The 25,280-nt window shown below is 38.7% G+C and carries 24 protein-coding genes, 1 pseudogene and 1 riboswitch; of the genes and pseudogenes, 9 read left to right on the top strand and 16 right to left on the bottom strand.

What is annotated here, in order from left to right; genetic code table 11:
* The first annotated feature begins 153 nt into the window (after positions 1-153).
* Positions 154-1,470, top strand: a complete 1,317-nt coding sequence (locus DM558_RS14505; RefSeq protein ID WP_109703860.1) for an MFS transporter — start codon at positions 154-156, stop codon at positions 1,468-1,470.
* Positions 1,471-1,535: 65 nt separating this feature from the next.
* On the opposite strand, the gene DM558_RS14500 is transcribed toward DM558_RS14505, so the two are convergent.
* Entirely contained in the window at positions 1,536-2,288 is a 753-nt protein-coding gene (locus tag DM558_RS14500; RefSeq protein WP_109703861.1) for an IclR family transcriptional regulator, read from the bottom strand.
* Positions 2,289-2,766: 478 nt separating this feature from the next.
* Positions 2,767-2,868: riboswitch (TPP riboswitch) on the top strand.
* 79 nt (positions 2,869-2,947) lie between these two features.
* On the opposite strand from DM558_RS14500, the gene thiC reads away from it, so the two are divergent.
* The 3 genes from thiC to DM558_RS14485 all read left to right on the top strand — a co-directional run bounded on the left by thiC (position 2,948) and on the right by DM558_RS14485 (position 6,072).
* The gene (gene thiC, locus DM558_RS14495; RefSeq protein WP_127164593.1) at positions 2,948-4,828 is read left to right on the top strand and encodes a phosphomethylpyrimidine synthase ThiC; all 1,881 of its coding nucleotides are present in this window, start codon (positions 2,948-2,950) and stop codon (positions 4,826-4,828) included.
* A gap of 129 nt (positions 4,829-4,957) precedes the next feature.
* The gene (nfsB, locus tag DM558_RS14490; protein ID WP_127164592.1) at positions 4,958-5,602 is read left to right on the top strand and encodes an oxygen-insensitive NAD(P)H nitroreductase; all 645 of its coding nucleotides are present in this window, start codon (positions 4,958-4,960) and stop codon (positions 5,600-5,602) included.
* Between the two features lie 170 nt (positions 5,603-5,772).
* Positions 5,773-6,072 carry a chorismate mutase gene (locus DM558_RS14485; protein ID WP_109703864.1) on the top strand — a complete coding sequence of 100 codons (300 nt, stop codon included), beginning with the start codon at positions 5,773-5,775 and terminating at the stop codon, positions 6,070-6,072.
* Between the two features lie 59 nt (positions 6,073-6,131).
* Here the strand turns inward: DM558_RS14485 and pyrE are convergent, their stop codons facing one another.
* Positions 6,132-6,773, bottom strand: coding sequence for an orotate phosphoribosyltransferase (pyrE, locus tag DM558_RS14480; RefSeq protein WP_127164591.1), 642 nt, complete (start codon positions 6,771-6,773; stop codon positions 6,132-6,134).
* 349 nt (positions 6,774-7,122) lie between these two features.
* Between pyrE and DM558_RS14475 the strand changes: the two genes are divergently transcribed.
* Complete coding sequence (locus DM558_RS14475) at positions 7,123-7,902, top strand: exodeoxyribonuclease III (RefSeq protein WP_127164590.1); 780 nt, start codon at positions 7,123-7,125, stop codon at positions 7,900-7,902.
* A gap of 8 nt (positions 7,903-7,910) precedes the next feature.
* A complete protein-coding gene (pabB, locus tag DM558_RS14470; RefSeq protein WP_127164589.1) occupies positions 7,911-9,620 on the top strand; it encodes an aminodeoxychorismate synthase component I in 1,710 nt (569 codons plus the stop codon).
* Here pabB and DM558_RS14465 read toward each other — a convergent pair.
* From DM558_RS14465 to DM558_RS14445, 4 genes and pseudogenes are all read right to left on the bottom strand, one after another.
* Positions 9,607-10,176, bottom strand: coding sequence for a GNAT family N-acetyltransferase (locus tag DM558_RS14465; protein WP_323368263.1), 570 nt, complete (start codon positions 10,174-10,176; stop codon positions 9,607-9,609). The genes pabB and DM558_RS14465 overlap by 14 nt on opposite strands.
* 49 nt (positions 10,177-10,225) lie before the next feature.
* Positions 10,226-10,966, bottom strand: a complete 741-nt coding sequence (locus tag DM558_RS14460; protein WP_164731471.1) for a carbonic anhydrase — start codon at positions 10,964-10,966, stop codon at positions 10,226-10,228.
* 124 nt (positions 10,967-11,090) lie between these two features.
* Positions 11,091-11,840 carry an anaerobic ribonucleoside-triphosphate reductase activating protein gene (locus DM558_RS14455; RefSeq protein ID WP_127164587.1) on the bottom strand — a complete coding sequence of 250 codons (750 nt, stop codon included), beginning with the start codon at positions 11,838-11,840 and terminating at the stop codon, positions 11,091-11,093.
* A 58-nt stretch (positions 11,841-11,898) separates the two neighbouring features.
* Positions 11,899-14,094, bottom strand: a pseudogene (locus DM558_RS14445) (ribonucleoside triphosphate reductase); the annotation flags it as partial.
* A gap of 224 nt (positions 14,095-14,318) precedes the next feature.
* Between DM558_RS14445 and DM558_RS16090 the strand changes: the two are divergent.
* The 3 genes from DM558_RS16090 to DM558_RS14435 all read left to right on the top strand — a co-directional run bounded on the left by DM558_RS16090 (position 14,319) and on the right by DM558_RS14435 (position 16,075).
* A complete protein-coding gene (locus DM558_RS16090; protein ID WP_407644324.1) occupies positions 14,319-14,579 on the top strand; it encodes an SGNH hydrolase domain-containing protein in 261 nt (86 codons plus the stop codon).
* A 92-nt stretch (positions 14,580-14,671) separates the two neighbouring features.
* A complete protein-coding gene (locus DM558_RS14440; protein ID WP_127164585.1) occupies positions 14,672-15,124 on the top strand; it encodes an NfeD family protein in 453 nt (150 codons plus the stop codon).
* A gap of 24 nt (positions 15,125-15,148) precedes the next feature.
* Positions 15,149-16,075: an SPFH domain-containing protein gene (locus tag DM558_RS14435; RefSeq protein ID WP_127164584.1), complete on the top strand. Its 927-nt coding sequence runs from the start codon at positions 15,149-15,151 to the stop codon at positions 16,073-16,075.
* Between the two features lie 50 nt (positions 16,076-16,125).
* Here DM558_RS14435 and DM558_RS14430 read toward each other — a convergent pair whose 3' ends face one another.
* The 10 genes from DM558_RS14430 to DM558_RS14385 all read right to left on the bottom strand — a co-directional run bounded on the left by DM558_RS14430 (position 16,126) and on the right by DM558_RS14385 (position 25,257).
* A complete protein-coding gene (locus DM558_RS14430; RefSeq protein ID WP_127164583.1) occupies positions 16,126-16,929 on the bottom strand; it encodes an aldo/keto reductase in 804 nt (267 codons plus the stop codon).
* Positions 16,926-18,101, bottom strand: a complete 1,176-nt coding sequence (locus DM558_RS14425; RefSeq protein WP_127164582.1) for an FAD-dependent oxidoreductase — start codon at positions 18,099-18,101, stop codon at positions 16,926-16,928. Before DM558_RS14425 ends, DM558_RS14430 begins: the two co-directional genes overlap by 4 nt.
* A 90-nt stretch (positions 18,102-18,191) precedes the next feature.
* Entirely contained in the window at positions 18,192-18,629 is a 438-nt protein-coding gene (locus DM558_RS14420) for a hypothetical protein (RefSeq protein ID WP_127164581.1), read from the bottom strand.
* A gap of 77 nt (positions 18,630-18,706) precedes the next feature.
* Complete coding sequence (locus DM558_RS14415) at positions 18,707-20,377, bottom strand: Na+/H+ antiporter (protein ID WP_127164580.1); 1,671 nt, start codon at positions 20,375-20,377, stop codon at positions 18,707-18,709.
* A 51-nt stretch (positions 20,378-20,428) separates the two neighbouring features.
* A complete protein-coding gene (gene queC / locus DM558_RS14410; protein WP_127164579.1) occupies positions 20,429-21,112 on the bottom strand; it encodes a 7-cyano-7-deazaguanine synthase QueC in 684 nt (227 codons plus the stop codon).
* A 1-nt stretch (position 21,113) separates the two neighbouring features.
* Complete coding sequence (queE, locus tag DM558_RS14405) at positions 21,114-21,755, bottom strand: 7-carboxy-7-deazaguanine synthase QueE (RefSeq protein ID WP_127164578.1); 642 nt, start codon at positions 21,753-21,755, stop codon at positions 21,114-21,116.
* A gap of 97 nt (positions 21,756-21,852) precedes the next feature.
* Positions 21,853-22,602 carry a tol-pal system protein YbgF gene (gene ybgF, locus DM558_RS14400; RefSeq protein ID WP_127164577.1) on the bottom strand — a complete coding sequence of 250 codons (750 nt, stop codon included), beginning with the start codon at positions 22,600-22,602 and terminating at the stop codon, positions 21,853-21,855.
* A gap of 13 nt (positions 22,603-22,615) precedes the next feature.
* Complete coding sequence (pal, locus tag DM558_RS14395) at positions 22,616-23,152, bottom strand: peptidoglycan-associated lipoprotein Pal (RefSeq protein ID WP_127164576.1); 537 nt, start codon at positions 23,150-23,152, stop codon at positions 22,616-22,618.
* A 51-nt stretch (positions 23,153-23,203) separates the two neighbouring features.
* Entirely contained in the window at positions 23,204-24,484 is a 1,281-nt protein-coding gene (tolB, locus tag DM558_RS14390; RefSeq protein ID WP_407644295.1) for a Tol-Pal system beta propeller repeat protein TolB, read from the bottom strand.
* 2 nt (positions 24,485-24,486) lie between these two features.
* Positions 24,487-25,257 carry a TonB family protein gene (locus DM558_RS14385; RefSeq protein WP_127164575.1) on the bottom strand — a complete coding sequence of 257 codons (771 nt, stop codon included), beginning with the start codon at positions 25,255-25,257 and terminating at the stop codon, positions 24,487-24,489.
* Positions 25,258-25,280: the final 23 nt, after the last annotated feature.

Here is a 25,280-nt window from a genome sequence, read left to right as displayed (position 1 = left end):
TGTTCTACATATAGAAATAAAGGAAGTTTAATCCATTAAAAGATGCGCTTCTTTTTGCACCAAATACTATGTAATAAATGCAGTACTTGTAATGACATCAATACCCCAACCATATTTTGAGTACAAATATCTCATGCTTATTAGGAGATTTACATGTCAATATCCAATACCGCCACACCGCCGAAAAGAAAACCAACCATTGTCCGGTGGCTAATTTTTATACTAATGCTAGTTTTAGGTGCTATTAACTATATCGATAGAACCTCATTAGGTATTGCCATGCCTTTTATTCAAGAAGAATTTGGCATTCATGATGAACGTATTGTTGGCCTCATACACAGTGCATTTTTTTGGTCTTACGCCTTAATGCAAATACCCAGTGGATTTTTAGCTGACCGTTTTAAAACACGCACTATCATCGCTGTTGCAACGATCATTTGGGGAGCTTTCCAAGCAGTAGGGGCAGCTTGTCACCAAGTGTTAACCTTGAGCTTAACACGTATTGGGTTAGGTATTTCAGAAGCTCCTATTATGCCGGCAGGTGCTAAACTGATGGGTAACTGGTTAACGCCAAACGAACGTGGTCGTGGGTCTATGCTATTGGATGGCGGAGCTCCTCTGGGAACAGCATTAGGTGCGCTACTTTTAACATGGTTGATTGGCCACTTTGGTTCTTGGCGTATTGCCTTTATTATTGCGGGTGTCGGAACAGTAGTGGTAGGTGCCATGGCGTGGTTCTTTATTCGTGATAAACCTAGCGAGCACCCTTCTGTCAATGCTGAAGAATTAACCTACATTGAAGAGGGAATCAACAGCGCAAAAACATCCTCACCCAGCAAAACACGCTTAAGAGATATTCTTCCGTACTTAACACAATTAAACGTATTAGCACTCATTGGTGGCTGGGCTTGTTATAGTACCGTGTTTTATGGACTAATGGTTTGGGTACCCGCTTATTTAAAAACAGCTCATGGCTTTAATGTAAAAGAGATGGGTGGTGCCATGACCATTATGTTTTTATTGTGTTTTGTTGGTCAACAGCTGGGGGGTTATATCGCAGATAAATGGCGTAGTGCAGGTACAGCGCCTAATAAAGTATTCCATGTGTTATTAGCCATTTCTGCCATTGTTTCAGGTGGTGGCGTATTTTTATGTGCTAATACATCCAGTCCAACTATGGCGGTTATATTTTTAACCATCGCTCTCTTTCCATTACGTTGGGCCAGTGTCTATTGGTCTATTCCAGGGCTATTAGGTGCACAAAAAATGGCAGGAACGATAACAGGTACAATGAATTTCTGTAGCAACATGACAGCAGCAATTGTTCCTATCTTAGTGGGTTGGATGATCCATAGAACAGGCTCTTATTACTCAGCTATGATGTTTTTTGCCTTTGCTGCCGCAGGGTATTTAGTGTGCTCAATGTTGATTAACTTCAACCGTCCCATGGTTCTAAAAGATCCAGAATAATAAATCAACTCATAAAAAAGGGGTATCACATTAATGATACCCTTTTTCTTTTAACCGATTAAGCGCTAATACTTCTGAACTTCCTCTGAGATGGTTCGTGCTGTTGCCAAGGCCATTTTAGTCAATTGCGGTACTCTTTCAGCACTGACTTGAAAAGAAACACCAGAGATACTAATTGCCGCAATCACATGCTTTTCCTTATTAAAAATTGGTGCGGCGATACAATTTACCTCTTCGCTGTCTTCTCCATTATCAAAAGCCCAGCCCTGCTCTCTGATTTGAGCTAACTCTTTTTTTAACTCTGTCTTATTTGGAATCGTGGTGGCTGTATATATTTTAAAGTTCTCATCCGGTAATAAACGATCAATTTCCTTATCTGACATCCAAGCAAGAAGTGCTTTACCGAGCCCAGAACTATAGAGCGACAGCTTTTTTCCTATCCAACTTCTTACCACTATAGCACCTGGGCTTTCTAATTTACTTAAATAAATAGCCTCAGCCCCTTGTAAAACGCCTAAATGGCAAGTTAGCTTTGTTATATCACGTAATTGGGTCAAGGGCTCTAATGCTAATTTTTTGATATCGAAGGTTTCCTCTGCCCTTTTCCCAAACTCATAAAGGCGTAAGCCAAGATAATATTTATTTTTATCTTGACGCAACAAACCATGAGCAACCAGCGATGCAAGCAGAGAAGATGTTGTACTTTTAGGTAAGTTAACATCTTGATATATCTGACTAAATGTAGCACCTCCTTGCTGAGATAAATAGCTAAAAATTTGCACGGCTTTATCAATAGCAGGGGTTTGTGTCTTTATCAAGTTATTCTCCTAACCTCTTACAACATTAATAGACTATAAAAACCATTCCAACTTATATACTCTTGGCTATTAGTATAGCAAATATTGTAATTTCTGGCATGTAAAATAAGGCAGTTTTAATGCATAAAACCAGAGCAAGAAAAACAAAAAATCATTAAATTACAAAAAGTTAAATTTTAGCTTTTCCACAATCCAGTTCGATTTTTGATGATTTTGTTGCATAATTTATCAAAACAAATTCGCTTTATTTAATCCTGCTGTACACTAAAAATGAAGGATTAACTAGATATCACATGATAATTCATTGAAACAATAAAAGAATTTTGGCTATTTAACATCATTACAACCTCGTTTATGATGATAGCTAAGGTAAATCATAACATATTACGTATAATACAGGTATATTACCTTGACACAATAAAAGCCCTACCTGCTCAATTATCACTTTGACTAATGATGTTAATCGCGTAAACTAAACCGCATCTTGTCGGGGCGCCTTTATGGCTGAGATAGGCTACTGCCTTGTCCCGTTGAACCTGATCAGGTTAATACCTGCGTAGGGAACAAGTTGGATAACTTGGGCACACCCTCTCTATCTATTGCCTTGCTCACTCTTCAGGTTCACCTCCATTAACAGAAATAACAAGGTGGTGACCATTATGAAAACAATTTCTTTAACTCCATTAAACCAATCCGTACAAGTGGATCGTAGCGTCATAGCGCCCTTCCCCAACTCTAAAAAAATTTATGTGCAAGGCTCGAAACCTTCTATTCAAGTACCTATGAGAGAAGTTTCTGTAAGCTCTACCCAAACATCCTCAACTCCTGAGTACAATCCATCGGTTACAATCTACGATACCTCAGGTATTTATACTGACCCTCAGGCCAACATTGATATCTGTAAAGGGTTGCCTGATATCCGCTCAATATGGATCAATGATCGTCAAGCCACGGAGCAGCTTACACAGCTAAGCTCCAACTTTGCTCAACAACGTTTAACAAATCCAGAACTTCAAAGTATGCGTTTTGGCTTAAATCGTCTGCCCAAAAAAGCAAAAGCTGGACAAAATATTACTCAAATGCATTATGCTAAAAAAGGCATTATTACGGACGAAATGGAGTTTGTGGCTATTCGTGAAAACCTAAGACTACAAGAACAATTAGAAGCGGGTGTGTATAACCAACAACACAAAGGAAATAGTTTTGGTGCTAGCATCCCTCAACAAATCACTCCAGAGTTTGTTCGCGAAGAAATCGCCAGAGGTCGTGCCATTATTCCAGCGAATATTAATCATGTTGAACTAGAGCCAATGATTATTGGTCGCAACTTTCTCGTAAAAATCAATGGTAATATAGGTAACAGCGCTCTTGGTTCATCTATTGAGGAGGAAGTTGCCAAACTCACGTGGGGAATCCGTTGGGGAGCAGATACCATCATGGACTTATCAACGGGCAAACACATCCATGAAACTCGTGAGTGGATCATTCGTAATAGCCCCGTTCCTATTGGAACTGTTCCTATCTATCAAGCACTTGAGAAAACAGGTGGTATTGCAGAAGATCTAACTTGGGGACTCTTTAGAGATACCCTCATTGAACAAGCTGAACAAGGCGTAGATTACTTTACTATTCATGCAGGATTACGTTTACACCATATTCCATTAACTGCTAAAAGGGTAACAGGGATTGTTTCTCGTGGCGGTTCTATCATGGCTAAATGGTGTTTAGCTCATCACCAAGAAAGCTTCCTCTATACCCATTTTGAAGACATCTGTGACATTATGAAAGCTTATGATGTTAGCTTTTCATTGGGCGATGGCTTACGCCCAGGATCAGTTGCAGACGCAAATGATGCAGCCCAGTTTGGTGAATTAGAAACCTTGGGTGAGCTAACTAAAACAGCATGGAAACATGATGTACAGACAATTATCGAAGGGCCTGGCCATATTCCTATGCACTTAATTAAAGAAAATATGGATAAACAACTGGAGTGTTGCGATGAAGCACCTTTTTATACATTAGGTCCATTAGTCACCGATATTGCGCCCGGTTATGACCATATCACTTCGGGCATAGGCGCTGCCATGATCGGTTGGTACGGATGTGCCATGCTCTGCTATGTTACCCCTAAAGAGCATTTAGGCTTACCCAATAAAGAAGACGTTAAAACAGGTATTATCACCTATAAAATTGCAGCCCACGCCGCTGACCTAGCAAAAGGCCATCCCGGGGCACAAATACGGGACAACGCGCTTTCAAAAGCACGCTTTGAGTTTCGTTGGGAAGATCAATTTAATCTAGGTCTTGACCCCGATACCGCTCGTGCTTTTCACGATGAAACACTTCCGAAAGATTCGGCAAAAGTTGCCCACTTCTGTTCAATGTGTGGCCCTAAATTTTGCTCCATGAAAATATCGCAAGAAGTTCGTGACTATGCCAATAATACAGAAACCTTGGCAACAACCGAATTAGAAACCGAGATGCAAGAAAAAGCAAATCAATTCAAGCTACAGGGCGCTAAAATATACAACAAAGTATAACTTTAAAACATTAACAATGTGATTAAATCATCTTTGTAAAATTTAATCACACTGTTAATTAATTGACTATTGAATTGGCTGTTATAATAAAAGGCTAAATTTTAAAGTTTTAAGGATTGGGAGATAAAAATGAATATTGATGAAATTGCGGCTAAACGCTTTACGACAAAAAAATACAATAGCAGTAAAAAAATATCAGAACAACACATCAAACAACTTTGTAATATTTTACGAGACAGTCCCTCCTCTGTTAACTCACAACCTTGGCACTTTTTTGTTATCAGCTCAACAGAAGCAAAACAAAAGATTTTACCGGGTGTTAGTGAGTTTAACCATGGGCGTATTACTGATGCCTCACATGTTGTCGTTTTTTGCGCAAAAACAGATCTCTCAGAAGAGCACATGAAAGCCATTTTAGACCAAGAAGAGAAAGATGGGCGCTTTGCTACGGCAGAAATCAAACAAGCCAATGACGATGGACGCCATTATTTTGTTGGTTTAAACAGCAAAACACCTCACGATCAATTTAACTGGGAATCTAAACAAGTCTATATTGCACTTGGTAACTTACTACTAGGTGCTGCTTGTTTAGGCATTGACTCTACACCCATCGAAGGATTCGACCCAGCTAAACTTGATGAAATCTTAGGATTAAAGAGTAAAGGCTTATCCAGTGTCGTTATCGCGAGCTTAGGTTATCATGCTGATGAAGACTTCAACAGCAAATTACCTAAGTCTCGTTTAGATGAGAAGCAACTCTTTACATTTATGTAATTTAGCTTTTTGCACAACACTTCATTTCACGTTAGTGTTGTGCAACTTAGATACCCATCTAAGTATCCACACACAATACGCTAATAAATCGTTATATTTTGGTTATAGATTTAACACAGGTATTCAACTAAAAGAATATCTACGACCTGTTTAAAAAAGGGATTAAGCTTATGCAAGCAGATGAATGTCAAAATTTAGCAGACGTCCGTTATCAAATAGATTTAATTAATAACTCCATACTTGCACTACTGGCCAAAAGACAAAAATATGTTGAACGTGCCGCCCAATTAAAAAAGGATATTAGCGAAGCCCCTGCGCCTGCTCGTCGTGCGCAAATAATTGAAAAAATAACTCAAGAGGCTGCGCAACTAGGACTCGATACAAATGTGGCTACTGCTGTTTTTAATAGCATGATAGATGCTTTCATTGCACTAGAGCAAAAAAACATCTTGAAGCATGCTAATACTTAAAAACAAACTACTTATAGAAATTTCTAAAAAAGGGATATTTATCCCTTTTCTTGCTTTCACTAGACCTCATATTCTTTACGATACTGCTTAACAGCTGGCAAATATTCATTTAACGCTTGGTCTTCACTTAAATACTCTAAAATCATATCCAGTGTCACAATACTTAATACGGGCATTCTAAACTCATCTTCAATTTCTTGAATAGCTGACAAGGTTCCTTGACCGCGCTCTTGTCTATCTAATGCAATGATGACGCCTGCAGTGACTGCTTTCTCATTTCTTATAATCTGCATCACTTCACGTATCGCTGTACCGGCGGTGATCACATCATCAATTAACAACACATCACCCTTTAACGCAGAACCGACCAATACGCCACCCTCACCATGGTCTTTAGCTTCTTTACGATTAAAACACCATGGGTAATCTTGCTCATAGTCCTCAGCCAGAGAAATAGCGGTTGCTACAGCGAGGGGAACACCTTTATAAGCAGGGCCAAATAACACATCAAACTCTAATCCACTCTCAACAATTGCCGCCGCATAAAACTGCCCTAAACGCGAAATAGCAGCGCCTGAATTAAAAAGTCCTGCGTTAAAAAAATAAGGACTCACACGTCCTGACTTTAATGTGAACTCACCAAAGCGTAAAACACCCTGTTCAATTGCAAATTTAATAAAATCCCGCTGATAATCTTGCATGCATCACCTAAATACTGAATCTAATTATGTAATAAGCCTATTTTAATGATAATTATACAAATCTTCTCGCTTAATTAATATTAAAAATAGATAGAACACCGCTTAAACACAACTTTTATTAAGGTACACAGTACAAATTATGAAGATTATCTTGATGCGTCTCAGCTACAAAAAGATTTTTTTTGTTGTAAAATGCAAAACTATCTATTAATTATCTTTAACTTCAATTTTAATAAAAGCTATTTAACTAACTCAGATACGTGTAGTTATAATTGTTTAAACAAATTGATTAAAAAAATAATCAAACTAGAGTATGATAGGCCCTAGTTTGTAAAGAGGTTTTCGTATTATGCGTGTTGTGAGCGTTAATGTTAATGGCATTAAAAAAGCGGCAAATTTAGGTTTATTTGATTGGTTGGCGAATCAGTCGGCTGATGTTATCTGCTTACAAGATACTCGTATTACAAATCAAGAAATAGAAGCACCCGAATTTCAACTACCGGGCTTTAACCTTTTTAGTTGCGATTCGTTTGAACCTGAAAAAGGAGGCGTTGCTATTTATTCTCGCTTACAGCCCAAAGCAATTATTTTTGGCTTAGGTTTTCCCGAGGCAGATCACTTCGGTCGCTATTTACAATTAGATTTTGATAAGATCAGTATCTCTTCTTTATTATTCCCAACAGGTCAAGAAAGTGAAAAACAACTGGATGAAAAGTTTTCATTCATGGAAAATTTTACTGAATACCTTATCAAACAACGTCGCAAACGCCGTGAATATATTTATTGTGCGTCTCTTTATATCGCTTATCAAAAATTAGACGTAAAAAACTGGCGTGAATGCCAAGCGCTTCCAGGTTTCTTAACCGATGAACGTATTTGGCTAGACGATGTTTTTGCTGACCTTGGTTATGTTGATGCCATGCGTGAACTGACGCGCGAAACTAATCTATTTACTTGGTGGCCAGAAAGCGAACAAGCGGAAGTATTAAACATGGGTTGGCGTTTTGACTATCAACTATTAACCCCTGGACTTCGTCGTATTGTTAGAGACTTCGACTTATCGCGCCAGCCACGTTTTTCACAACATGCGCCATTGACCATTGATTACAACTGGACATTAGAAATATAGGTTTATCCTTGATACACCTTGCATTTGATTTTAACGGCCAACCTATCGGCTTCTGTCATCCTTTAAAGATTATAGAAGCTTATCATTTAGATGAAGTTATTGACTGCTTTCATCAACTGCAGCAAGCAGTGGATGATGGCTTTTATATTGCAGGCTATGTTGCTTACGAGGCAGCTTCAGCATTTACCAATTATTTATCCACTCATCAAACGGGTGACATGCCGTTGGTATGGTTTGGTGTTTTTGATAAACCAACAGAAATACCTCTTAAACAAAACCAACCTTTACAAGCAGTACCTGACTGGCAGATAGATACTAACCCACTCACCTATCAGCAATCCATAGAGTCAATACAAGATGAAATAGCTCAAGGCAATGTTTATCAAGTCAATTACACGCTTCGTTTAAATGCAAGATTACCCGTAGAGCAAAGTTATGCTTACTACAAACAAATTTGTCATGCCCAACAAGCCAACTACTGTGCTTATTTAGATACTGAACATTTCCAATTACTCTCTGCTTCACCAGAACTATTCTTTCATTGGAAAAATGGAGTCATTACCACTAAACCAATGAAGGGGACAATCGCTCGGGGTAAAACCTTATCGGAAGATAAACAACAAGCAGATACCTTAGCAAGTTCAGCAAAAGACCAAGCAGAAAATCTAATGATTGTTGATTTGCTGCGCAATGATATCAGCAAAATAGCCATCCTCAACACCGTTAAAGTCCCCGCGCTTTTTACCATTGAGAAGTACCCCACTGTTTTGCAGATGACATCAACCATTACGGCTGAAACAAAACCTAATACCACTTTACTTGATGTATTCAAGGCACTGTTTCCTTGTGGTTCTATTACAGGTGCACCTAAAGCTAGTGCTATGCAGGTGATTACTCGGTTAGAAAAAACTCCAAGAGAAGCCTACTGTGGTGCTATAGGATTTATGACACCAAGCCATGAAGCAACGTTTAATGTCGCTATCAGAACTATCTCCGTCAATAAGACAACACAACAAGCATGCTATGGTGTGGGTGGGGGTATTACTTGGAACTCAACCGTCGGTAACGAATACCAAGAAGTACTCGCTAAAACTAAAGTACTTACCACTAACCACCTCCCCGACCAATTATTAGAAAGCTTATTATTAATAGAAGGAAAGTTTTTTTTACGAGCCTTACATTTACAACGCTTAAAGAACTCAGCTCATTACTTTAACTTTGTATTTAACTACATCCAACTCAAACATCACCTTAACTCACTAGCAAATCAATATCCATTAGGAACCTATAAAGTTAGGTTATTGCTTAATAATAAAGGTGAGATTGATTGCGAAGCAGTGCCTATTGTATTTAGTGAACAACCACTACAAGCCCAATGGTGTGAACACGCAGTCAACAGCTCAAATACCCTGTTATATCATAAAACAACGCGCCGAGAATTTTACCCTGCACTAACCCAACCAAACCAAGACTATTTATTAACTAACGAACAGGGGCAAGTGACGGAGTTCGTTAATGGCAACGTGGTTATTTTAAGCAAAGGACAATGGCTAACACCTCCCATTCACTCAGGACTTTTAGCAGGTACATTACGGCAATACTTGTTAAATAACGGTTTTATCCATGAACAAGTTTTGTACAAAGAAGATGTTTTAAATGCAGAGCAAATACTGTTTATTAATAGTGTGAGAGGGGCCAAACAGGTTATTTTAAACTAAGCCATTTCGCTTTAGTGAGACCGTATAAATGATGCTTCAACAAAGGCGAATCTTTAGCTAAAGAAGGATGTTCAAAAAGACCTTTATAATCCATATGTAACCGTTTCATAACAGCTTCTGATTGTTTATTAGATGTCGCTGTAAAAGAAACAATTTCATCCAAACCCAATGTCATAAAGCCAAACGCCAATGCTTCTCTAGCTGCTTCCGTTGCCAACCCCTTACCCCAATAAGCCTTTGCTAAGCGCCAGCCCACCTCAACACAAGGGGAAAAGGGTAACGTTATGGTTGGCCTATGCAAACCAACAAAACCAATAAACGCCCTATTTTCTTTTAACTCTACCGCCCAAAATCCCCAACCATTATCATTAATCAATTGTCGGCATTTATTCGCCATTTGATTACTGGCATCTTTATCTAACGCTGTAGGAAAATGAGCCATCACATCAACGTCAGCATTTAAGCGAGCGAATGGTTGATAGTCACTGTCTTGCCATTGTCTCAAAAGTAATCTAGGGGTATCTATCTCAGTCATCATTAGATTATAAACAGCCACTCATAAAAAAGCGCCTACTTTTTAATAGACGCTTTAATTTTATACCCCACTACTCTTCATCAACTTCTCTGTCATTGATTGGTTGAATGGGTCTATTGTTATGGTGGTCTTTTAATAATGCTGCAAACTTTGCTATTTGCTCTTTAGACACTTCCACAGGGGTTTTTAAAATAAGCCAATTAACATCTTCTGTGCAAGGGGGTGTTGTCAATGAGCCTTCAAAATGATAATACCCATGATCAGCAGGAATAAATTTACTGATATCAAATGTATCTTTTACTGCAACTGCTTGGTTCTGCTTATCCGATACAACACTCCATGCTTTGGCTAACTCTTGATTCGCTTTGCCTTCATTAGCCATAACAGCCAATACTAATAGTTTACCTTCTTTATTAGCATGGACAAAATGAACTTCTAATGGGTAGGACTTACCATGTATTTGATTTTCACTTGGGGTATGAAAATGGAATTGTTTTAAATAATATTTATCATTTTTATAGATTAAATAATCATTATCACTGTTTACATTAATCTGAACAGTATGACCATTATTGACTAACTCTTCGGCAGTTAAATCGTAATGAAAACTTAATTCATGGTGATGTAATTTTTTAGAAGTGGCAATATTAATGGGGGACTGATGTTTACCCGCTTTACATGCAGAGAAATCTTTTGAAATCTCACCCCAATGTTCAGGGGAAATATTACCTTGATATCCCCATTGATCATTAGCAATAGCATAATTGACAGAGACAAGAGAGACAAACAATAAGCAAGCATTTAATTTCATTTTTATTTCCTTATTAAAAATACTGTGAGTATTCTTAGAAAGAATAAAATGCATTTTGTTCGCCTACTGTATAAATACAATCTACAATGGTTAAGGAATTGTTCAGTATTTAAACGAAATGTTCTTAAGCATCTCGTAAAATGAATGTTGGAAATAATGCTTGAAAGTAGTCCCACAAGGCTTTTTGGTCGGCTCTGAGATAAACAGCAGGTAAGTCTTTATCTAGAACACGTTGGCTTCTTGCTAATTGAACAACAAATCGTTCAACCCCTTTAGCACGTAGCCGATCGCCTATTTGCTTTAATTGCTCAACAGACATCAAATGCCAATGCACGGTTGTGCGTACTTCGTAATCCGTTTGACTATCTAATAAGTACTGCAAACTTAACCAGTTAGCATCACCGCTCCCTGCAACACAGGTCGTATTTTGATGATCTTCTGGTAACGCTTTAATATCAAAACCAACCCAATCGACTATATTAACAATCTGTTTAAATTGCCTAGGATTAATGCCTGCGCTGTGTAATCCAACTAAATATCCCATGGATTTCACTTGCTCTATGGCTTTTAATAATCCTCGTTGCAATGTAGGCTCGCCTCCACTGAATACAACCCCTTCCAATAAACCTTGGCGCCGCTCTAAGAAACTGATAATACTATCCCATGCTAACTCATTATCTGCTCGCGCAGGAATTAGATCACTGTTGTGGCAATAACGACACCGCCATGCACAACCTTGGCAAAAAATAACACAAGATAAATGGTCAGGATAATCCAACGTAGTTAGAGGAACAAAACCGCCAATACGTAAAAGAGGATATAACTTGATAGGAGCATTACAAGTCGTTTCTGAGAGATGGGCGAAAGTGCTCATAATGACTCCTACAAGTTATCCCAATAAACTATTGCGAACAATGCTTGGTCATTGTTTGCTCAGAAAAATGCTGACGTTCTTTATGTTCTGATTGCTTACCAAGGTTAAACGCACTCACAGGACGGTGATACCCCATTACACGTGTCCATACTTCACAACGTTGTCTTTGGTTTTCAGGTAATTGTTGCTTCATCATTGTATTTTCTCACTTCTATTACATAAAAAATAATTAACAGTTACTACAATCTTTAGTAACCTGTGCGCTTTGTTGCTGTAATAATGCCTCATCACATTTTGGACAATACTCATGCTCACCTGCCAAATAACCATGGGTAGGACAAATTGAAAAGGTTGGTGTTACCGTTAAATAAGGTAATCTGAATTTAGATAATGCATTACGTACCAAACGCTTACACGCTTGTGCCGAAGAAATTTGCTCTGCCATATACAAATGCAACACTGTACCGCCAGTATATTTAGTTTGCAGATCATCTTGCATTTCTAAGGCCTGGAAAGGATCATCGGTAAAGCCTACAGGGAGTTGAGAAGAGTTGGTATAATAACTGCCCTCACCTTCCCCCGCCTGTAAAATATCAGGGAAGCGTTTTCTATCTTCTTTTGCAAAACGATACGTTGTCCCTTCAGCAGGCGTTGCCTCTAAATTATATAAATGGGTCGTTTGCTCTTGGAATTCAACCAATTTAGCACGTACATGATCCAAGAATTCAATCGCAAACTGGTGGCCTTGAGCTGTATGAATCCCTTCTTGGTCATCTGTAAAATTACGAATCATCTCATGAATACCATTGACACCAATAGTTGAGAAATGATTACGTAATGTGCCTAAATAACGTTTTGTATAAGGATACAAGCCATTATCCATGTGTCGTTGAATGACCTTACGTTTAACTTCTAGACTATCTTTTGCTAAGTTTAATAATTCATCTAAGCGTTGATAAAGCGCTTTTTTATTGCCTTTATATAAGTGCCCTAAACGTGCACAGTTTAAAGTTACTACGCCTAACGAGCCTGTTTGCTCTGCTGAACCAAATAGGCCATTACCACGTTTTAATAACTCACGAACATCTAACTGTAAACGACAACACATAGAACGAACTAAGTTAGGTGCAAGGTCAGAGTTCAAAAAGTTTTGGAAATAAGGCAAGCCATAACGGGCAGTCATTTCAAACAAACGTGTTGCATTCTCACTTTCCCAAGGGAAATCATGAGTGATATTATAGGTAGGAATGGGGAAGGTAAAAATCCGACCATAAGCATCGCCTTCCTGCATCACCTCAATATATGCGCGGTTAATCATGTCCATTTCTACTTGTAGATCACCATAAGTAAATGGCATTTCTTCACCGCCCACAATAGGCACTTGCTCACGCAGATCTTCAGGGCATACCCAATCAAACGTTAAATTCGTAAAAGGTGTTTGCGTCCCCCAACGTGAAGGCACATTCAAATTATAAATAAACTCTTGAATCGATTGACGGACACGCTCGTAGGTTAGATTATCTTTACGAATAAAAGCAGCAAGGTAGGTATCAAAACTACTAAAGGCTTGTGCACCAGCCCATTCATTTTGTAACGTCCCTAAGAAATTTACCATTTGCCCCAAAGCACTCGATAAATGTTTAGGAGGAGCTGCCTCAACACGCCCTGGCACACCGTTAAAACCTTCAAATAATAGAGTGCGTAGTGACCAACCCGCACAATACCCTGCTAACATATCAAGGTCATGGATGTGCAAATCACCTACGCGATGAGCATCACCTATTTCAGGAGCATACACTTCGTCTAACCAATAATTTGCAGTAATTTTACCTGAAACATTTAAAATCAAACCGCCCAATGAATACCCTTGGTTTGCATTTGCTCTAACACGCCAGTCTTCACGGTTTAAATACTCATTCATTGAAGCAGAAACATCAATGAGAGTTTTATGATCTTGTCTTAAACGGTTGTGTTGTTCACGGTATACAATATAAGCGCGCATTGTATTAAAATACCCTGCTTCCATTAATATACGTTCAACGTAATCTTGTACCGTTTCAATATTTAATAAATCATTACCTGCAATTTTTTCCAATACTTTGCCCGTTAATTGAGTAGCTTGTTCTGCTTTAAACTCCCCCGTTGCTTGTCCCGCTTTCGCGATAGCATGCTCTATTTTTTCAGCATCAAAAATAGCAATATGCCCATCACGTTTACGAATATTACTGGGAAGTCTGAACTGCTGCTCATTCATGGAAATACCTATATATAGTAAAAATATAAAAATAACATACAATATATGGTATTTTATATCCTTATTTAAAAACTTGATGTACATCATCTTTACGAAGAATAAGGATAACCGTCTTACTGATGGACGCATAAAAATAGGCTTAAATCTTTACTAAATGATAGTATGACTCTTTGTTATATCTTAAGTTTTAAGCACCTTGTAATGATAAATAAAATAATCCAACCATTGATCATGCAGCTACTTGCCCAAATAGACAGCTCATTTTCAATCGCCAAATTTCTTGCATTGTAAAACAACCAGTACTTACGGACTACTGGAGTGAAATAAAAGACTTATATCCACAAATCTCGTCTATTGATCCTAACCGCATAATCTGTAAAAACAATAAATGTACCCCTATCATAAACAACATCCCTTTATACCGCGATAATGGGCATTTAAATGATGTAGGCTCCAGACTTTTAGGGAAAGAACTACTCAAATAAAATAGCTTATTTGAAATGTGATAGATAACCGTTGTTATTTAATACATAATAGAGAGAAATCATATTATTAAGTGTTTATTCTGGAGAAATGGATGGAAATAAACAGTATTTGGTGGATATGGATCATTATTGGTGTCATTTTCCTTTTTATAGAACTTTTTACCAGCACTTTCTTTGGATTATGGATGGCCATAGCAGCATTACTACCTGCTGCAATATCACTTATCAAGCCAGAAATATCTGTTGAAATACAAATTATTAGCTGGATTATTGCTATGATTGTTTGTGGTGTACTGTGGGTCAAATTCTCAAAACCAGATGCTCCCTTACAAGCAATAGATGACCAACTGGTCGGCCAAATTGGCGTACTGGCCAAATCTTGTGATACGGAAAATAGCGGTACGGTTTTATTACAAAAGCCTGTTGGCGGCGCCACACAATGGCAATGTATTGCAAATCAGCCAATTGCTGCTGATACTCGAGTCATCATAAAAGAGCAAATTAACGCAACACTGGTACGTGTTGACTATGAAAAAAAATCGTAATTTTTAATTGTAAAAGAGGTGTTTATGGGTTCTGGTTTAACTGCTATTATCTTTATATTGGCGGCTGTTATTGTCACCTTATACAAAGGGGTTCGTATTGTTCCACAAGGGCAACAGTGGATCGTTGAACGTTTGGGAAAATATAGAACAACCCTAGGGGCTGGTCTTAATATTGTTATTCCTTACCTTGATAAAATCGCTTATAAGTTATCCAATAAAGATCAGCTATTTAGTATTCCTAGCCAAGATGTTATTACTAAAGACAATGCTGTAGTAAGCGTTAATGCTATCTGCTTTGTTAAAGTAGCCGATCCACAAAAAGCGGCTTATGGTGTTGAAAACTACCAAATTGCAACAGTTAGCCTTGGCATGACCTCTTTACGGGCGACCATTGGTAAAATGGAGCTAGATGAAAGTCTTTCTTCTCGAGACGTTATCAAAGCTGAGCTTTTAAGTGTTATGTCTGACCAAATGACTGACTGGGGGCTTATCCTTCGCTCAATCGAAATACAAGACATTGCGCCCTCTCAATCAATGCAAACAGCAATGGAACAACAAGCAGCTGCTGAACGTGAGCGTAAAGCAATTGAAACACGTGCTGCGGGGAATAAACAAGCTGCTATTTTAGAGGCAGAAGGGATTAAACAATCGACCATTCTCAAAGCAGAAGCAGAACAAGAAGCAGCACTAAGACAAGCTGCGGCGGCTATTTCATTAGCAGAGGGTACACAAAAAGCAAACCAGTTGCTTTCTGCAAGTATTAATGAAAATGGCGGACAAGCAGCCCTAAACTTCCAGCTAGCCACTCGGTATGTCGATGCACTAGCCGCTATTTCTACCAGTGACAATGCAAAAGTCATCGCTATGCCAGCGGAACTTGCCCAATCAGTAGGTGGGCTTCTTAATGCTGGTGTCGTGTTGGGTGCAACAGGTGGTATCAAACAGCAATAAAGACTTAATTAAAGGATGCCAAAAAAGCGGCATCCTTTTAAAATATTTTTCTAACGTGTCAAACTATTAACTGCAATCTCAACATTTTGCTTTAAATGATCTAAATTAATTGTCCCAATAATTGCGGATGCCACGGCAGGCTGAGAAAAAACCAAATCAAAACTTTCTTCTAATGGTGATCTCTCTGCATTATTACACACATGTCCGCTGGCTAAGGCTTTCTTAACAAAAATACCTTTATTTTGTTGCTCTGCATACGTTAAAACAGGCTTCTCGCTCTGCTCATTTAAGTTAAAGGTTACCATAGCACAATCACTCTTTTGTAATGCACTTATCCCTCCTTCAACTGTTTTACCAGAAAGACCGAAAGCTCTAATGAGCCCTTTTGATTTTAAAGTCTCTAATTGCTCCCATAAAACCAAATCATTTGCGATGGGCAAGTCATTACCATCAGAATGAATCAGCAACACATCAATATAATCAGTTTTTAAACGTTTTAAACTACGCTCAATCGATGCCGTAATATGCTCTGCCGTAAAATCAAATTGAGAAACACCATCAGCAAAAGTTTCACCGGCTTTGCTGACAATAATCCACTCATTACGATTTGTTAATAACTGACCTAAACGCTCCTCACTATTACCATAAGCGGGTGCCGTGTCAAGCGTATTAATCCCTAACTCATGCGCCGTTGCTAATAGCTTCCTCACGGCATCATCGTCAGGGATAGTAAAATGCTGTGGATACTTAACCCCTTTATCACGGCCTATTTTGACAGTTCCCAAGCCAATAGGTGAGACACTTATTCCTGTTGATCCCAATGCCCTAGCTAAGCCATGTAATGAGGTTTTCATACAAATACTTCATCCCAAGGTGTTGTGGCAACAAAAGGTCTAGGAATACCAGGTAATGGCGTATTATATAAAGGTTGAATACCCTCTTTTTTAAGATAGGTAATAAACTGATCAGCAAAATCAGGCGCTAATGCCAATTTAGTAGGCCAGCCAATGGTAATCGCATTATGTTGTGTCATAAAGGCTGTATCAGGTCGCATTAAATTATTTTGTGCGGGTTCTGCGCGATTAACGCGTAACGTAGCCCATTGTGCGTCTGTTAAATCAATCCATGGGATAACTTTTGCTAACTCTTTTTTAGCAAAGGCTATTTGCTCATCGGGTGATCTTGCTACACCACTAGCTTCGGCTAAATCCCCTCCCACATACCAAACAGGGGTACCATCTTGGTGATAATGTGTCGTTATTGTAACGCGCGGTTTTACCCCTGCCCCTAAACAATGAGCATACAAAGGTTTGATATTAGGTGATTTAACCATCACCATGTGTAGAGGCCTTCTTTGCATAACCGGTTGCGAGAGGTTACATGACTGAATCAATGACTCATTGCCTTCCCCTGCTGATAAAACCATGCGTTGCGTTTCTATTTCAAAATCATCTGCTCTGATGATAACTTTATTTTCTGTCGCGGATACCAATGAAAATGAACTTGCTTGTAAAATACGATTTTCTGACAACGCTGCTAAGCGCGCAACAACACTTGGGATATCAAAAACTAATTCATTTAATTGATATGCCTTTCCTTTAAAATGCTCATTTTGTAAAGCTTGGGGTAGTTGTTCTTTTTTAACCTGTTTAACACGTGCTCGAATGGCTTTACTGGCGAAAAAACTCATTAAGTTACCTGCCAAATCACCTGGAGACCATAGATAATGATGAGCACTTAAGACCTTCGCGCCCGTTAAATCTAATTCACCATTACCCTCTAAACAGTCACGCCAGCGTTTTGGCATGCCTGAAATAGCTTCAGATGCGCCCGTTAATACTCCATTAAGAGCATATTTTGTGCCACCATGGATAATACCTTGTGACTTAACCGTCTGCCCTCCACCCAATGTATTATTCTCAATCAATAAGGTGGTATAACCTGCTTGATGTAACCTTGCTGTAAGCCATAACCCTGCAACACCACCACCGACAACAACAATATCTGCAACTATTTTTTGAGACATAAAAAACCTAACGTAGTTATATAAATATAATGGTTCCTTTATACAAGAATAATATTGAGGAGTCCAACCATTGAATCAATAAATTGGTCTTTAGAGCTTTTCATTAGCCTGTAATGTAACATCTTGTTGCATTACGTCTTCTGGAGCATGATCTTCTTGGCTTTTTTTACGACGGCTTTGCCACCATTTACGAGCAACGATCTCAACAGGCGAACGAATGAAAATAGCAAATATAAAATAGGCAATTAATACCATCTCTATTTTATAAAATAAATCATTCGCTATTTCAACTTGGTGATCGCCTACATGCATTAAGAAATCCATAGCCATGACAGCAATTGCAGGGGCGTACTGTCCCTTTTCAGGATCAATTAAAATTGGATAAAACAATAAGATAGCAACAATAATAACGATAGGTTCTTTAAGAAAACGCCACAAAAAGCCCGTAAAAAAAATACTAGCCAACAATAAAACAAATGCAGCACACAAATACACTGACCATAATATAAAATAATCTTGCTGATCCATTCGCTTTACCCACCCTCTTAAGACAAAACCTCATCACAACAGAAAATAGGCTAAAACTGCTCAACCTATTTGAACCATTAATGCGAGGAGGCCACACCACCTAAACTAGCTTCTTGTATATCTAACTCATCCAACACTTTCTTAACCGTATCATCGCCAATTGCCCTATGTCTACGCAAAGAATACAGTTCAAGCCGCTGAGCTCTTAATGCCCTTAAGCGGAGAGTTTTTTCTATTTTGTCATTCTCTTCCACACGGGCTTGTATTTCTTCCGTATTATCATACGCATTTAAATGCTCTCGATACTCGGCCATGATTCTTGCCTTGACTTCAGCCACCATGGTCGCCAACGCAGGGTCCTGTGAAATTTTAGGATCATTGGTTAGATCTTCTATTTCTAAGGCATGAATTGCTGCTTCTGCTGTTTTACGACGAGCATCTTGCAATTCTTTTTTACGTGACACATCAACTTCTGCCTCTACATTACTTAAAAGTATAGGCAATAAAATACAAGCAGTCACTAATGATAATAAAATCACACCGACTGCAATAAATATCATGGTATCCCTTTCAGGAAAAGGAATTTCTAATTTAGCATTAATAAATAAAGGGATAGACAAAGTACCGGCTAAAGTCACCGCACCGCGAACCCCACCAAATGTTAATAATAGCGCAGCATGTTTTGTTTTAGGTACATCGACTACATTTTTCCTTAGACGCCTAAACCTACTCATCACAAACCAGTTACTTTGAATCCAAAGATAACGCAAGAGAACAAGAATAAAGAAAATCAGGAAAATCACAAACAACTCAGATAAAAAAGTAGAAAGCTGTTGTTCTGGCGCTGTTCTGGCTAATACTTTTTTAATAATGCTAGGCAATTGGAGTCCTAATAAAACAAAAATCAAACCATTAAAAACGAACTCTAAGAGCCCCCAAACACTTCGATTTAATAATCTTGTTGATGTTTGTTTGGGTAGTAAATCAACCCAACTTTGCATCATCCCCGCTGCAACAGCTGATAAAATACCTGATACATGTAAATGCTCAGCCACAACATAGGCAACAAAGGGTAATAAAAGCATAAACATAACATGCGTAGCAGGGTCATCCCAACCTCGATTAATCATCCAACTGCGCAATAGCCCTAAAAGCCAACTCATGATTACGCCTATGGCTAAACCACCTAAAGCCACAATCAGAAAAGCAACACTGGCATCTAATAAAGAAAAAACTCCTGTAATCGCCGCCGCTATTGCAAATTGGAAAGTTACCAGACCTGATGCATCATTCATCAATGACTCACCTTGCAATAGTCGCATCAATGGCGTGGGGAGCTTACCTCTTGTGACGGCAGAAACAGCTACCGCATCCGTAGGAGACAACATAGCGGCTAAAGCAAAAGCTGCAGGCAGTGGAATAGCTGGAATTAAGAAATGAATAAAATAACCAGCAGCAACTACCGTAAAAACTACCAAACCAACCGCTAATAGAAGAATAGGCCATCGGTACTTCCATAAATCCCTTTTCGGTACATGCCAACCATCAGAAAACAAGAGCGGTGGTAAAAAGAGCATCAAAAAAAGCTCAGGTTCAAACTCAACATGCAGACCAAAAGCAGGCCAAGCAACAATAGTACCTAAACATATTTGCAATATTGGGACAGGAATAAAAGGAACCAAGCGACAACTTAATTGTGAAATTCCAACTAATATCAACAAACTGAGTACCGTATAAGCACTCTGCATAATTATAGGCTCCTTTTTATTATAAATAATTTCAACTTGGTTCTACCTAGCTTAAATATAACGGGTTGGGTCCTCAACTCCTGCTTGTCTAAAACCTTCAGCTCTTAAACGACAACTATCACATTTGCCACAGGCATACCCTTCATCATTCGCCTGATAACAAGAAACGGTCAGTGCATAATCAACACCGCAAGCTATCCCTTTTTGGATAATTTGGGCTTTTGATAAGTTTTGTAGTGGCGCTTGAATATGAAAAGGCTTACCCTCAACACCTAACTTAGTGGCTAAATTAGCCATTTTTTCAAAAGCCTCAATAAACTCAGGGCGACAATCAGGATATCCCGAGTAGTCTATTGCATTCACGCCAATAAAAATATCTTGAGCCTCCAACACCTCAGCTAAACCAAGAGCTAGCGATAAAAAAACTGTATTTCGAGCAGGGACATAGGTAATAGGAATCCCCTCAGAGAGCGCTTCTGGAACATCAAGTGTTTTATCAGTCAGCGCTGAACCGCCGATCTCATCTAACCCTAACCTGATGACTTTATGAGAGACAGCCCCAAACTTTTTAGAAACTTGTTCTGCCGCTATTATCTCTGCGCGGTGGCGTTGACCATAGTCAAAGCTAATGGTATAACATTCATAGCCCTCTGCTTTAGCTATCGCTAAAACAGTGGCGGAATCTAACCCACCTGAAAGTAATATAACGGCTTTTTTAGTAGATACAATAGACATATTAATGACCCGGTTCATCATTCCAAAGAATTTTATGTAGCTGTAACTGAAAACGTACAGGTAAATTATCAGCTACAATCCAATCAGCTAATGCTTGAGCTTTCACTTGTTGATAACTGGGTGAGAAAATGATTTCATTCACTCGTTCAGTTAAATTATATTGAATCAACTTTGTTTTTGCCCAGTCATAATCATTTTTCGAACAAATCACAAATTTGACCTGATCATTTTTAGTCAAAAAATCAACATTTTCGTATAAGTTCCGATTCATTTCTTGTGAATCAGGCGTCTTAAAATCAACAACTCGACTAACACGCGTATCTGTTTTAGAAATATCAAGTGCACCACTGGTCTCTAACGATACTTCATAACCCTTATCACATAACTCAACGAGTAAGGGAATACAATCTGGCTGAGCTAATGGCTCACCACCTGTTACACAAACATGACGTGGATTATATGAGGCAACCTTCGCCATAATTGCTTCCAAAGCCATGATTTCACCACCTTTAAAAGCATAGGTAGTATCACAATACTGACACCGCAGTGGACACCCCGTTAAACGAATAAAAACCGTTGGAAGTCCAATAGTTCGCGATTCACCCTGTAACGAGTAAAAAACTTCTGTTATACGTAACTTCATTATACGCTCCGGTCGTAACAGCAAAACAGGCCATCCGACTCCGTTGCATTAAAAAAACATAAAACTATTTAATTGTAATAGCTTTATCCCAACGCATCTACTTTAATGTTTGTAGCATACGCTTAGCCAATGTAGCCGCAGAACTACTTGGATACTTAGTTGTTAGCTGCGTGAGTAATTCTTTAGCTTTCGCTTTATTGCCTAACTGATTTTGCACTGTTGCAAGCTTATACATTGCATCAGGCACTTTATTATGGTTAGGGTATTGTTGAATTACTTTATTAAAATTAATACTGGCTTCTTGTTGTTTATCTTGAGCTAAATTAACTTCCGCCAACCAATACTGGGCATTACCAGCGTATTGACTATTAGGAAATTTATTTAAAAAAGCAGTAAACGCTTGCTCTGCTTTAGGATAGTCCTTTTTCTGAATTAAACTAAATGAAGCATCATAATACAGCTTTTCTTGCTCTGGATCGGCAGGTGTCGTTGCTTTTGTAGTACCTGCTGGAGGAGTCAAAGAAGCATTAGCATCAATTGCATTATTAGTACCACCGCTCGCTGTATTATTTACAGGCGTTTGGGTACTCGTGTTCGACAAGCGCTTATCTAATTCCTGATAACGGTCTAAACTTTCTTTTTGTAATTGCTTAATTAGTAACTGCTGTTCTTCAACGGTACCACGCAACTGATTAATTTGATTCTGCATGTCCTGCAGCTGCATAAACACTTGCGCTTGACCTGAAAGAGAAGAATTAGCATTTCCCTGCCCTACTGTCTGCCCTAACGTTATTAACGATAAGCTACATACTGCAAATACAGCTAACTGCAAAAACTTCACTTTCATACACCACTACCTTTTATTGAAATACTAATTCTACACGACGATTTTTTGCCCATGCTGCTTCATCATGGCCACTAACCGCAGGACGCTCTTTACCATAAGAAACGACTTCGATTTGTGAAGGAGAAACACCTTGCATTGTTAAGTAATTCTTAACTGCATTACCACGACGCTCACCTAAAGCCATATTGTATTCACGTGTACCACGTTCGTCGGTATTACCTTGTAAAACAATGTGCTTACCATTTTGCATTAAATCATGTGCATGAACATCAAGCGCACGCATAGAATCCGGTTGGATATCAGAGCTGTCATAATTAAAATAGAAAGTAGTAATCGCACGTAATGCGGCAACTTCTTCAGCACTCATGCCATTAAAACCGTTTAGATCACCATTACCAACGCCGACACCAACTCCCGCCCCATTATTATCAGAAGAACCATATCCTGAATTACCATCCGTTTCACTGGAAGAATCACTCGACTTATTAGAACTACACCCTACAACAAAAGCCATTATCAATGCACAAATAGCCAGTTTAGTAATTTTCATCTACCCACCACTCCAAAACACTATTAATAAAATAATTGATCTTAAAACACCCTACCTAGCAAAAGATGACCATGAAGGCTCACGGACATCCCCATCATCAACAGGCAACTCGGTATGAACTCGCCCATTAATAGAAGCTAACATCAAAGCCCCTTTACCTTGCTGACGCGTAGCATAGATTACCATTGTTCCATTAGGAGCAATAGTGGGGGAATCATCTAAATTTGTATTGGATAAAATAGTAACTCTATTTGTCACTAAATTTTGTGCTGCAATCACAAAGTTACGATATCCATCTTGACGGTGTACCATCACTAACATGCCATCATCTGCTGATAACTTGGGGTTTGCATTATAATTCCCCGTTGTAGATACACGCTCGGTGCTCCCTGATGCCACATTAATCTTATAAATTTGTGGCGCACCTGAACGGTCAGAAGTAAAGTAAATGCTATTACCATTTTTATTCCAAACAGGCTCGGTATCAATCGCGTTATTATTGGTCAAACGGTGCACCAATTTGCTGTCTAGGCGCATAGTATAAAGTTCTGGGTTACCATCTTTTGATAGAACAAAGGCAATGGTTTTGCCATCAGGTGACCAGGCAGGAGCACTATTTAAACCGGTGTAATTAGTGAGCTGTTCACGTGTACCCGTTGCAATATCTTGTACATAAATACGGGGGCGCTTACTTTCAAAAGAAACATACAGCACTTTTTTATTATCTGGAGAAAAACGAGGCGATAAAATAGGCTCTTTTGAAGTCAATAAAGTAACAGGATTTGCACCATCATAGTCTGCCATTTTTAAAGCGTAATTCGTATTATTACCTGACTCACTCACATACAGTAGTTTAGTCGAAAAAGCCCCTTTAATAGCTGTTAGCTTTTCAAAGACCTGATCAGACACATAATGAGCCAACCCTCTGATCTTATTAGGAGCACCTGAGACGGAACCATTCAATACCTGCTGCTGAGAAGCCACATTGTATAAGTAATATTTAACTTGTAGTTTTCCGCCAACAGAAGCGATATTACCAATTAATAAAAACTGTGCATTAACAGCACTCCAATCCCTAAAAGAAACCTCTGTTGGATTATGAGGCGTACTGAGCATATTCTGGCGTGGTAATGGCTCAAAAATACCTGAATTATATAAATCTTTGCCTATAATAGTTGCAATATCAGGTTGTGTTGTATCACCCCCAAATGGAACAATAGCAATCGATATGGCCTTATTGCTACCACCATCAATCACAATTGCATCAGCAGCATAAGCAATACTTATAAAAGATGCCATGTATAAAATAATTATGTGAATAAACTTTTTCACTGTCATAAACCCTTTGCTGTAAAAATAAACGCTCTTTTTCGATAAAGCTGATTATATGTATTGGTATCTAATTTTTGTACTTCCGGTATTTTACCGACATTTTTTGCTGCTGTAACTGCCGAATTATCAAAAGCTATATTACCACTACCACGGTTCACCGATACATTCGTAATTGTACCATTAGGTGTCATCTCAATTAATAACTCTACCTGAGAACCCGATAAAGGATTACCTAACTCTATCCAATTCTCCTGTATTCGTTGCCTAACTAAATCATCTATCTGCCCCACAATTTGATTGCTTAATTGACCACTAGAAGGAGGAGCTACATTACCACCCAATAACTCATCTAACAGTTTATCTTGATCCTTTGAAGATTTATTCTCTTCAGGAGATACATTCTTCTCTGGAAGCATTTTCTTCTCTGGAGGCACTTTCTTCTCTGGAGGTACTTTCTTCTCTGGAGGTACTTTCCTCTCTGGAGGTACTTTCCTCTCTGGAGGTACTTTCCTCTCTGGAGGCACTTTCTTCTCTGGAGGCACTTTCTTCTCTGGAGGTACTTTCTTCTCTGGAGGTACTTTCTTCTCTGGAGGTACTACTGTATCTTTTGGCTTTGAGTCATAAAGTGTAGCAACTATTGGCTTCTTAGTTGGCTTAGTGTCCGGTTTATTCGACCAGTTGTAAAATAATACTAGCAACACCAAGCCCTCGATAGTTATTGCTAACACGATAGGAATAGTATAACTTTTATATGACGTTAAATGTTTAGCCACTCACTGCCCCTATAGCCACAATA

The sequence above is a fragment of the Entomomonas moraniae genome (assembly GCF_003991975.1).
GTDB classification, from domain to species: Bacteria; Pseudomonadota; Gammaproteobacteria; order Pseudomonadales; family Pseudomonadaceae; genus Entomomonas; species Entomomonas moraniae.
This window is presented reverse-complemented; position numbering and strand designations above follow the sequence as displayed.

Bases quoted from the DNA above. Each gene is read 5' to 3' on its own strand.
- DM558_RS14425 (WP_127164582.1), bottom strand. From the start codon at position 18,101: ATGTCTCAAAAAATAGTTGCAGATATTGTTGTTGTCGGTGGTGGTGTT.
- DM558_RS14475 (WP_127164590.1), top strand. From the start codon at position 7,123: ATGCGTGTTGTGAGCGTTAATGTTAATGGCATTAAAAAAGCGGCAAAT.
- DM558_RS14420 (WP_127164581.1), bottom strand. From the start codon at position 18,629: ATGGATCAGCAAGATTATTTTATATTATGGTCAGTGTATTTGTGTGCT.
- queE (WP_127164578.1), bottom strand. From the start codon at position 21,755: ATGAAGTTACGTATAACAGAAGTTTTTTACTCGTTACAGGGTGAATCG.
- nfsB (WP_127164592.1), top strand. From the start codon at position 4,958: ATGAATATTGATGAAATTGCGGCTAAACGCTTTACGACAAAAAAATAC.
- DM558_RS14485 (WP_109703864.1), top strand. From the start codon at position 5,773: ATGCAAGCAGATGAATGTCAAAATTTAGCAGACGTCCGTTATCAAATA.
- DM558_RS14430 (WP_127164583.1), bottom strand. From the start codon at position 16,929: ATGAAAACCTCATTACATGGCTTAGCTAGGGCATTGGGATCAACAGGA.
- DM558_RS14460 (WP_164731471.1), bottom strand. From the start codon at position 10,966: ATGAAATTAAATGCTTGCTTATTGTTTGTCTCTCTTGTCTCTGTCAAT.
- DM558_RS14415 (WP_127164580.1), bottom strand. From the start codon at position 20,377: ATGCAGAGTGCTTATACGGTACTCAGTTTGTTGATATTAGTTGGAATT.
- queC (WP_127164579.1), bottom strand. From the start codon at position 21,112: ATGTCTATTGTATCTACTAAAAAAGCCGTTATATTACTTTCAGGTGGG.
- pal (WP_127164576.1), bottom strand. From the start codon at position 23,152: ATGAAAATTACTAAACTGGCTATTTGTGCATTGATAATGGCTTTTGTT.
- ybgF (WP_127164577.1), bottom strand. From the start codon at position 22,602: ATGAAAGTGAAGTTTTTGCAGTTAGCTGTATTTGCAGTATGTAGCTTA.
- DM558_RS14455 (WP_127164587.1), bottom strand. From the start codon at position 11,840: ATGAGCACTTTCGCCCATCTCTCAGAAACGACTTGTAATGCTCCTATC.
- thiC (WP_127164593.1), top strand. From the start codon at position 2,948: ATGAAAACAATTTCTTTAACTCCATTAAACCAATCCGTACAAGTGGAT.
- DM558_RS14505 (WP_109703860.1), top strand. From the start codon at position 154: ATGTCAATATCCAATACCGCCACACCGCCGAAAAGAAAACCAACCATT.
- DM558_RS14440 (WP_127164585.1), top strand. From the start codon at position 14,672: ATGGAAATAAACAGTATTTGGTGGATATGGATCATTATTGGTGTCATT.
- pyrE (WP_127164591.1), bottom strand. From the start codon at position 6,773: ATGCAAGATTATCAGCGGGATTTTATTAAATTTGCAATTGAACAGGGT.
- DM558_RS14435 (WP_127164584.1), top strand. From the start codon at position 15,149: ATGGGTTCTGGTTTAACTGCTATTATCTTTATATTGGCGGCTGTTATT.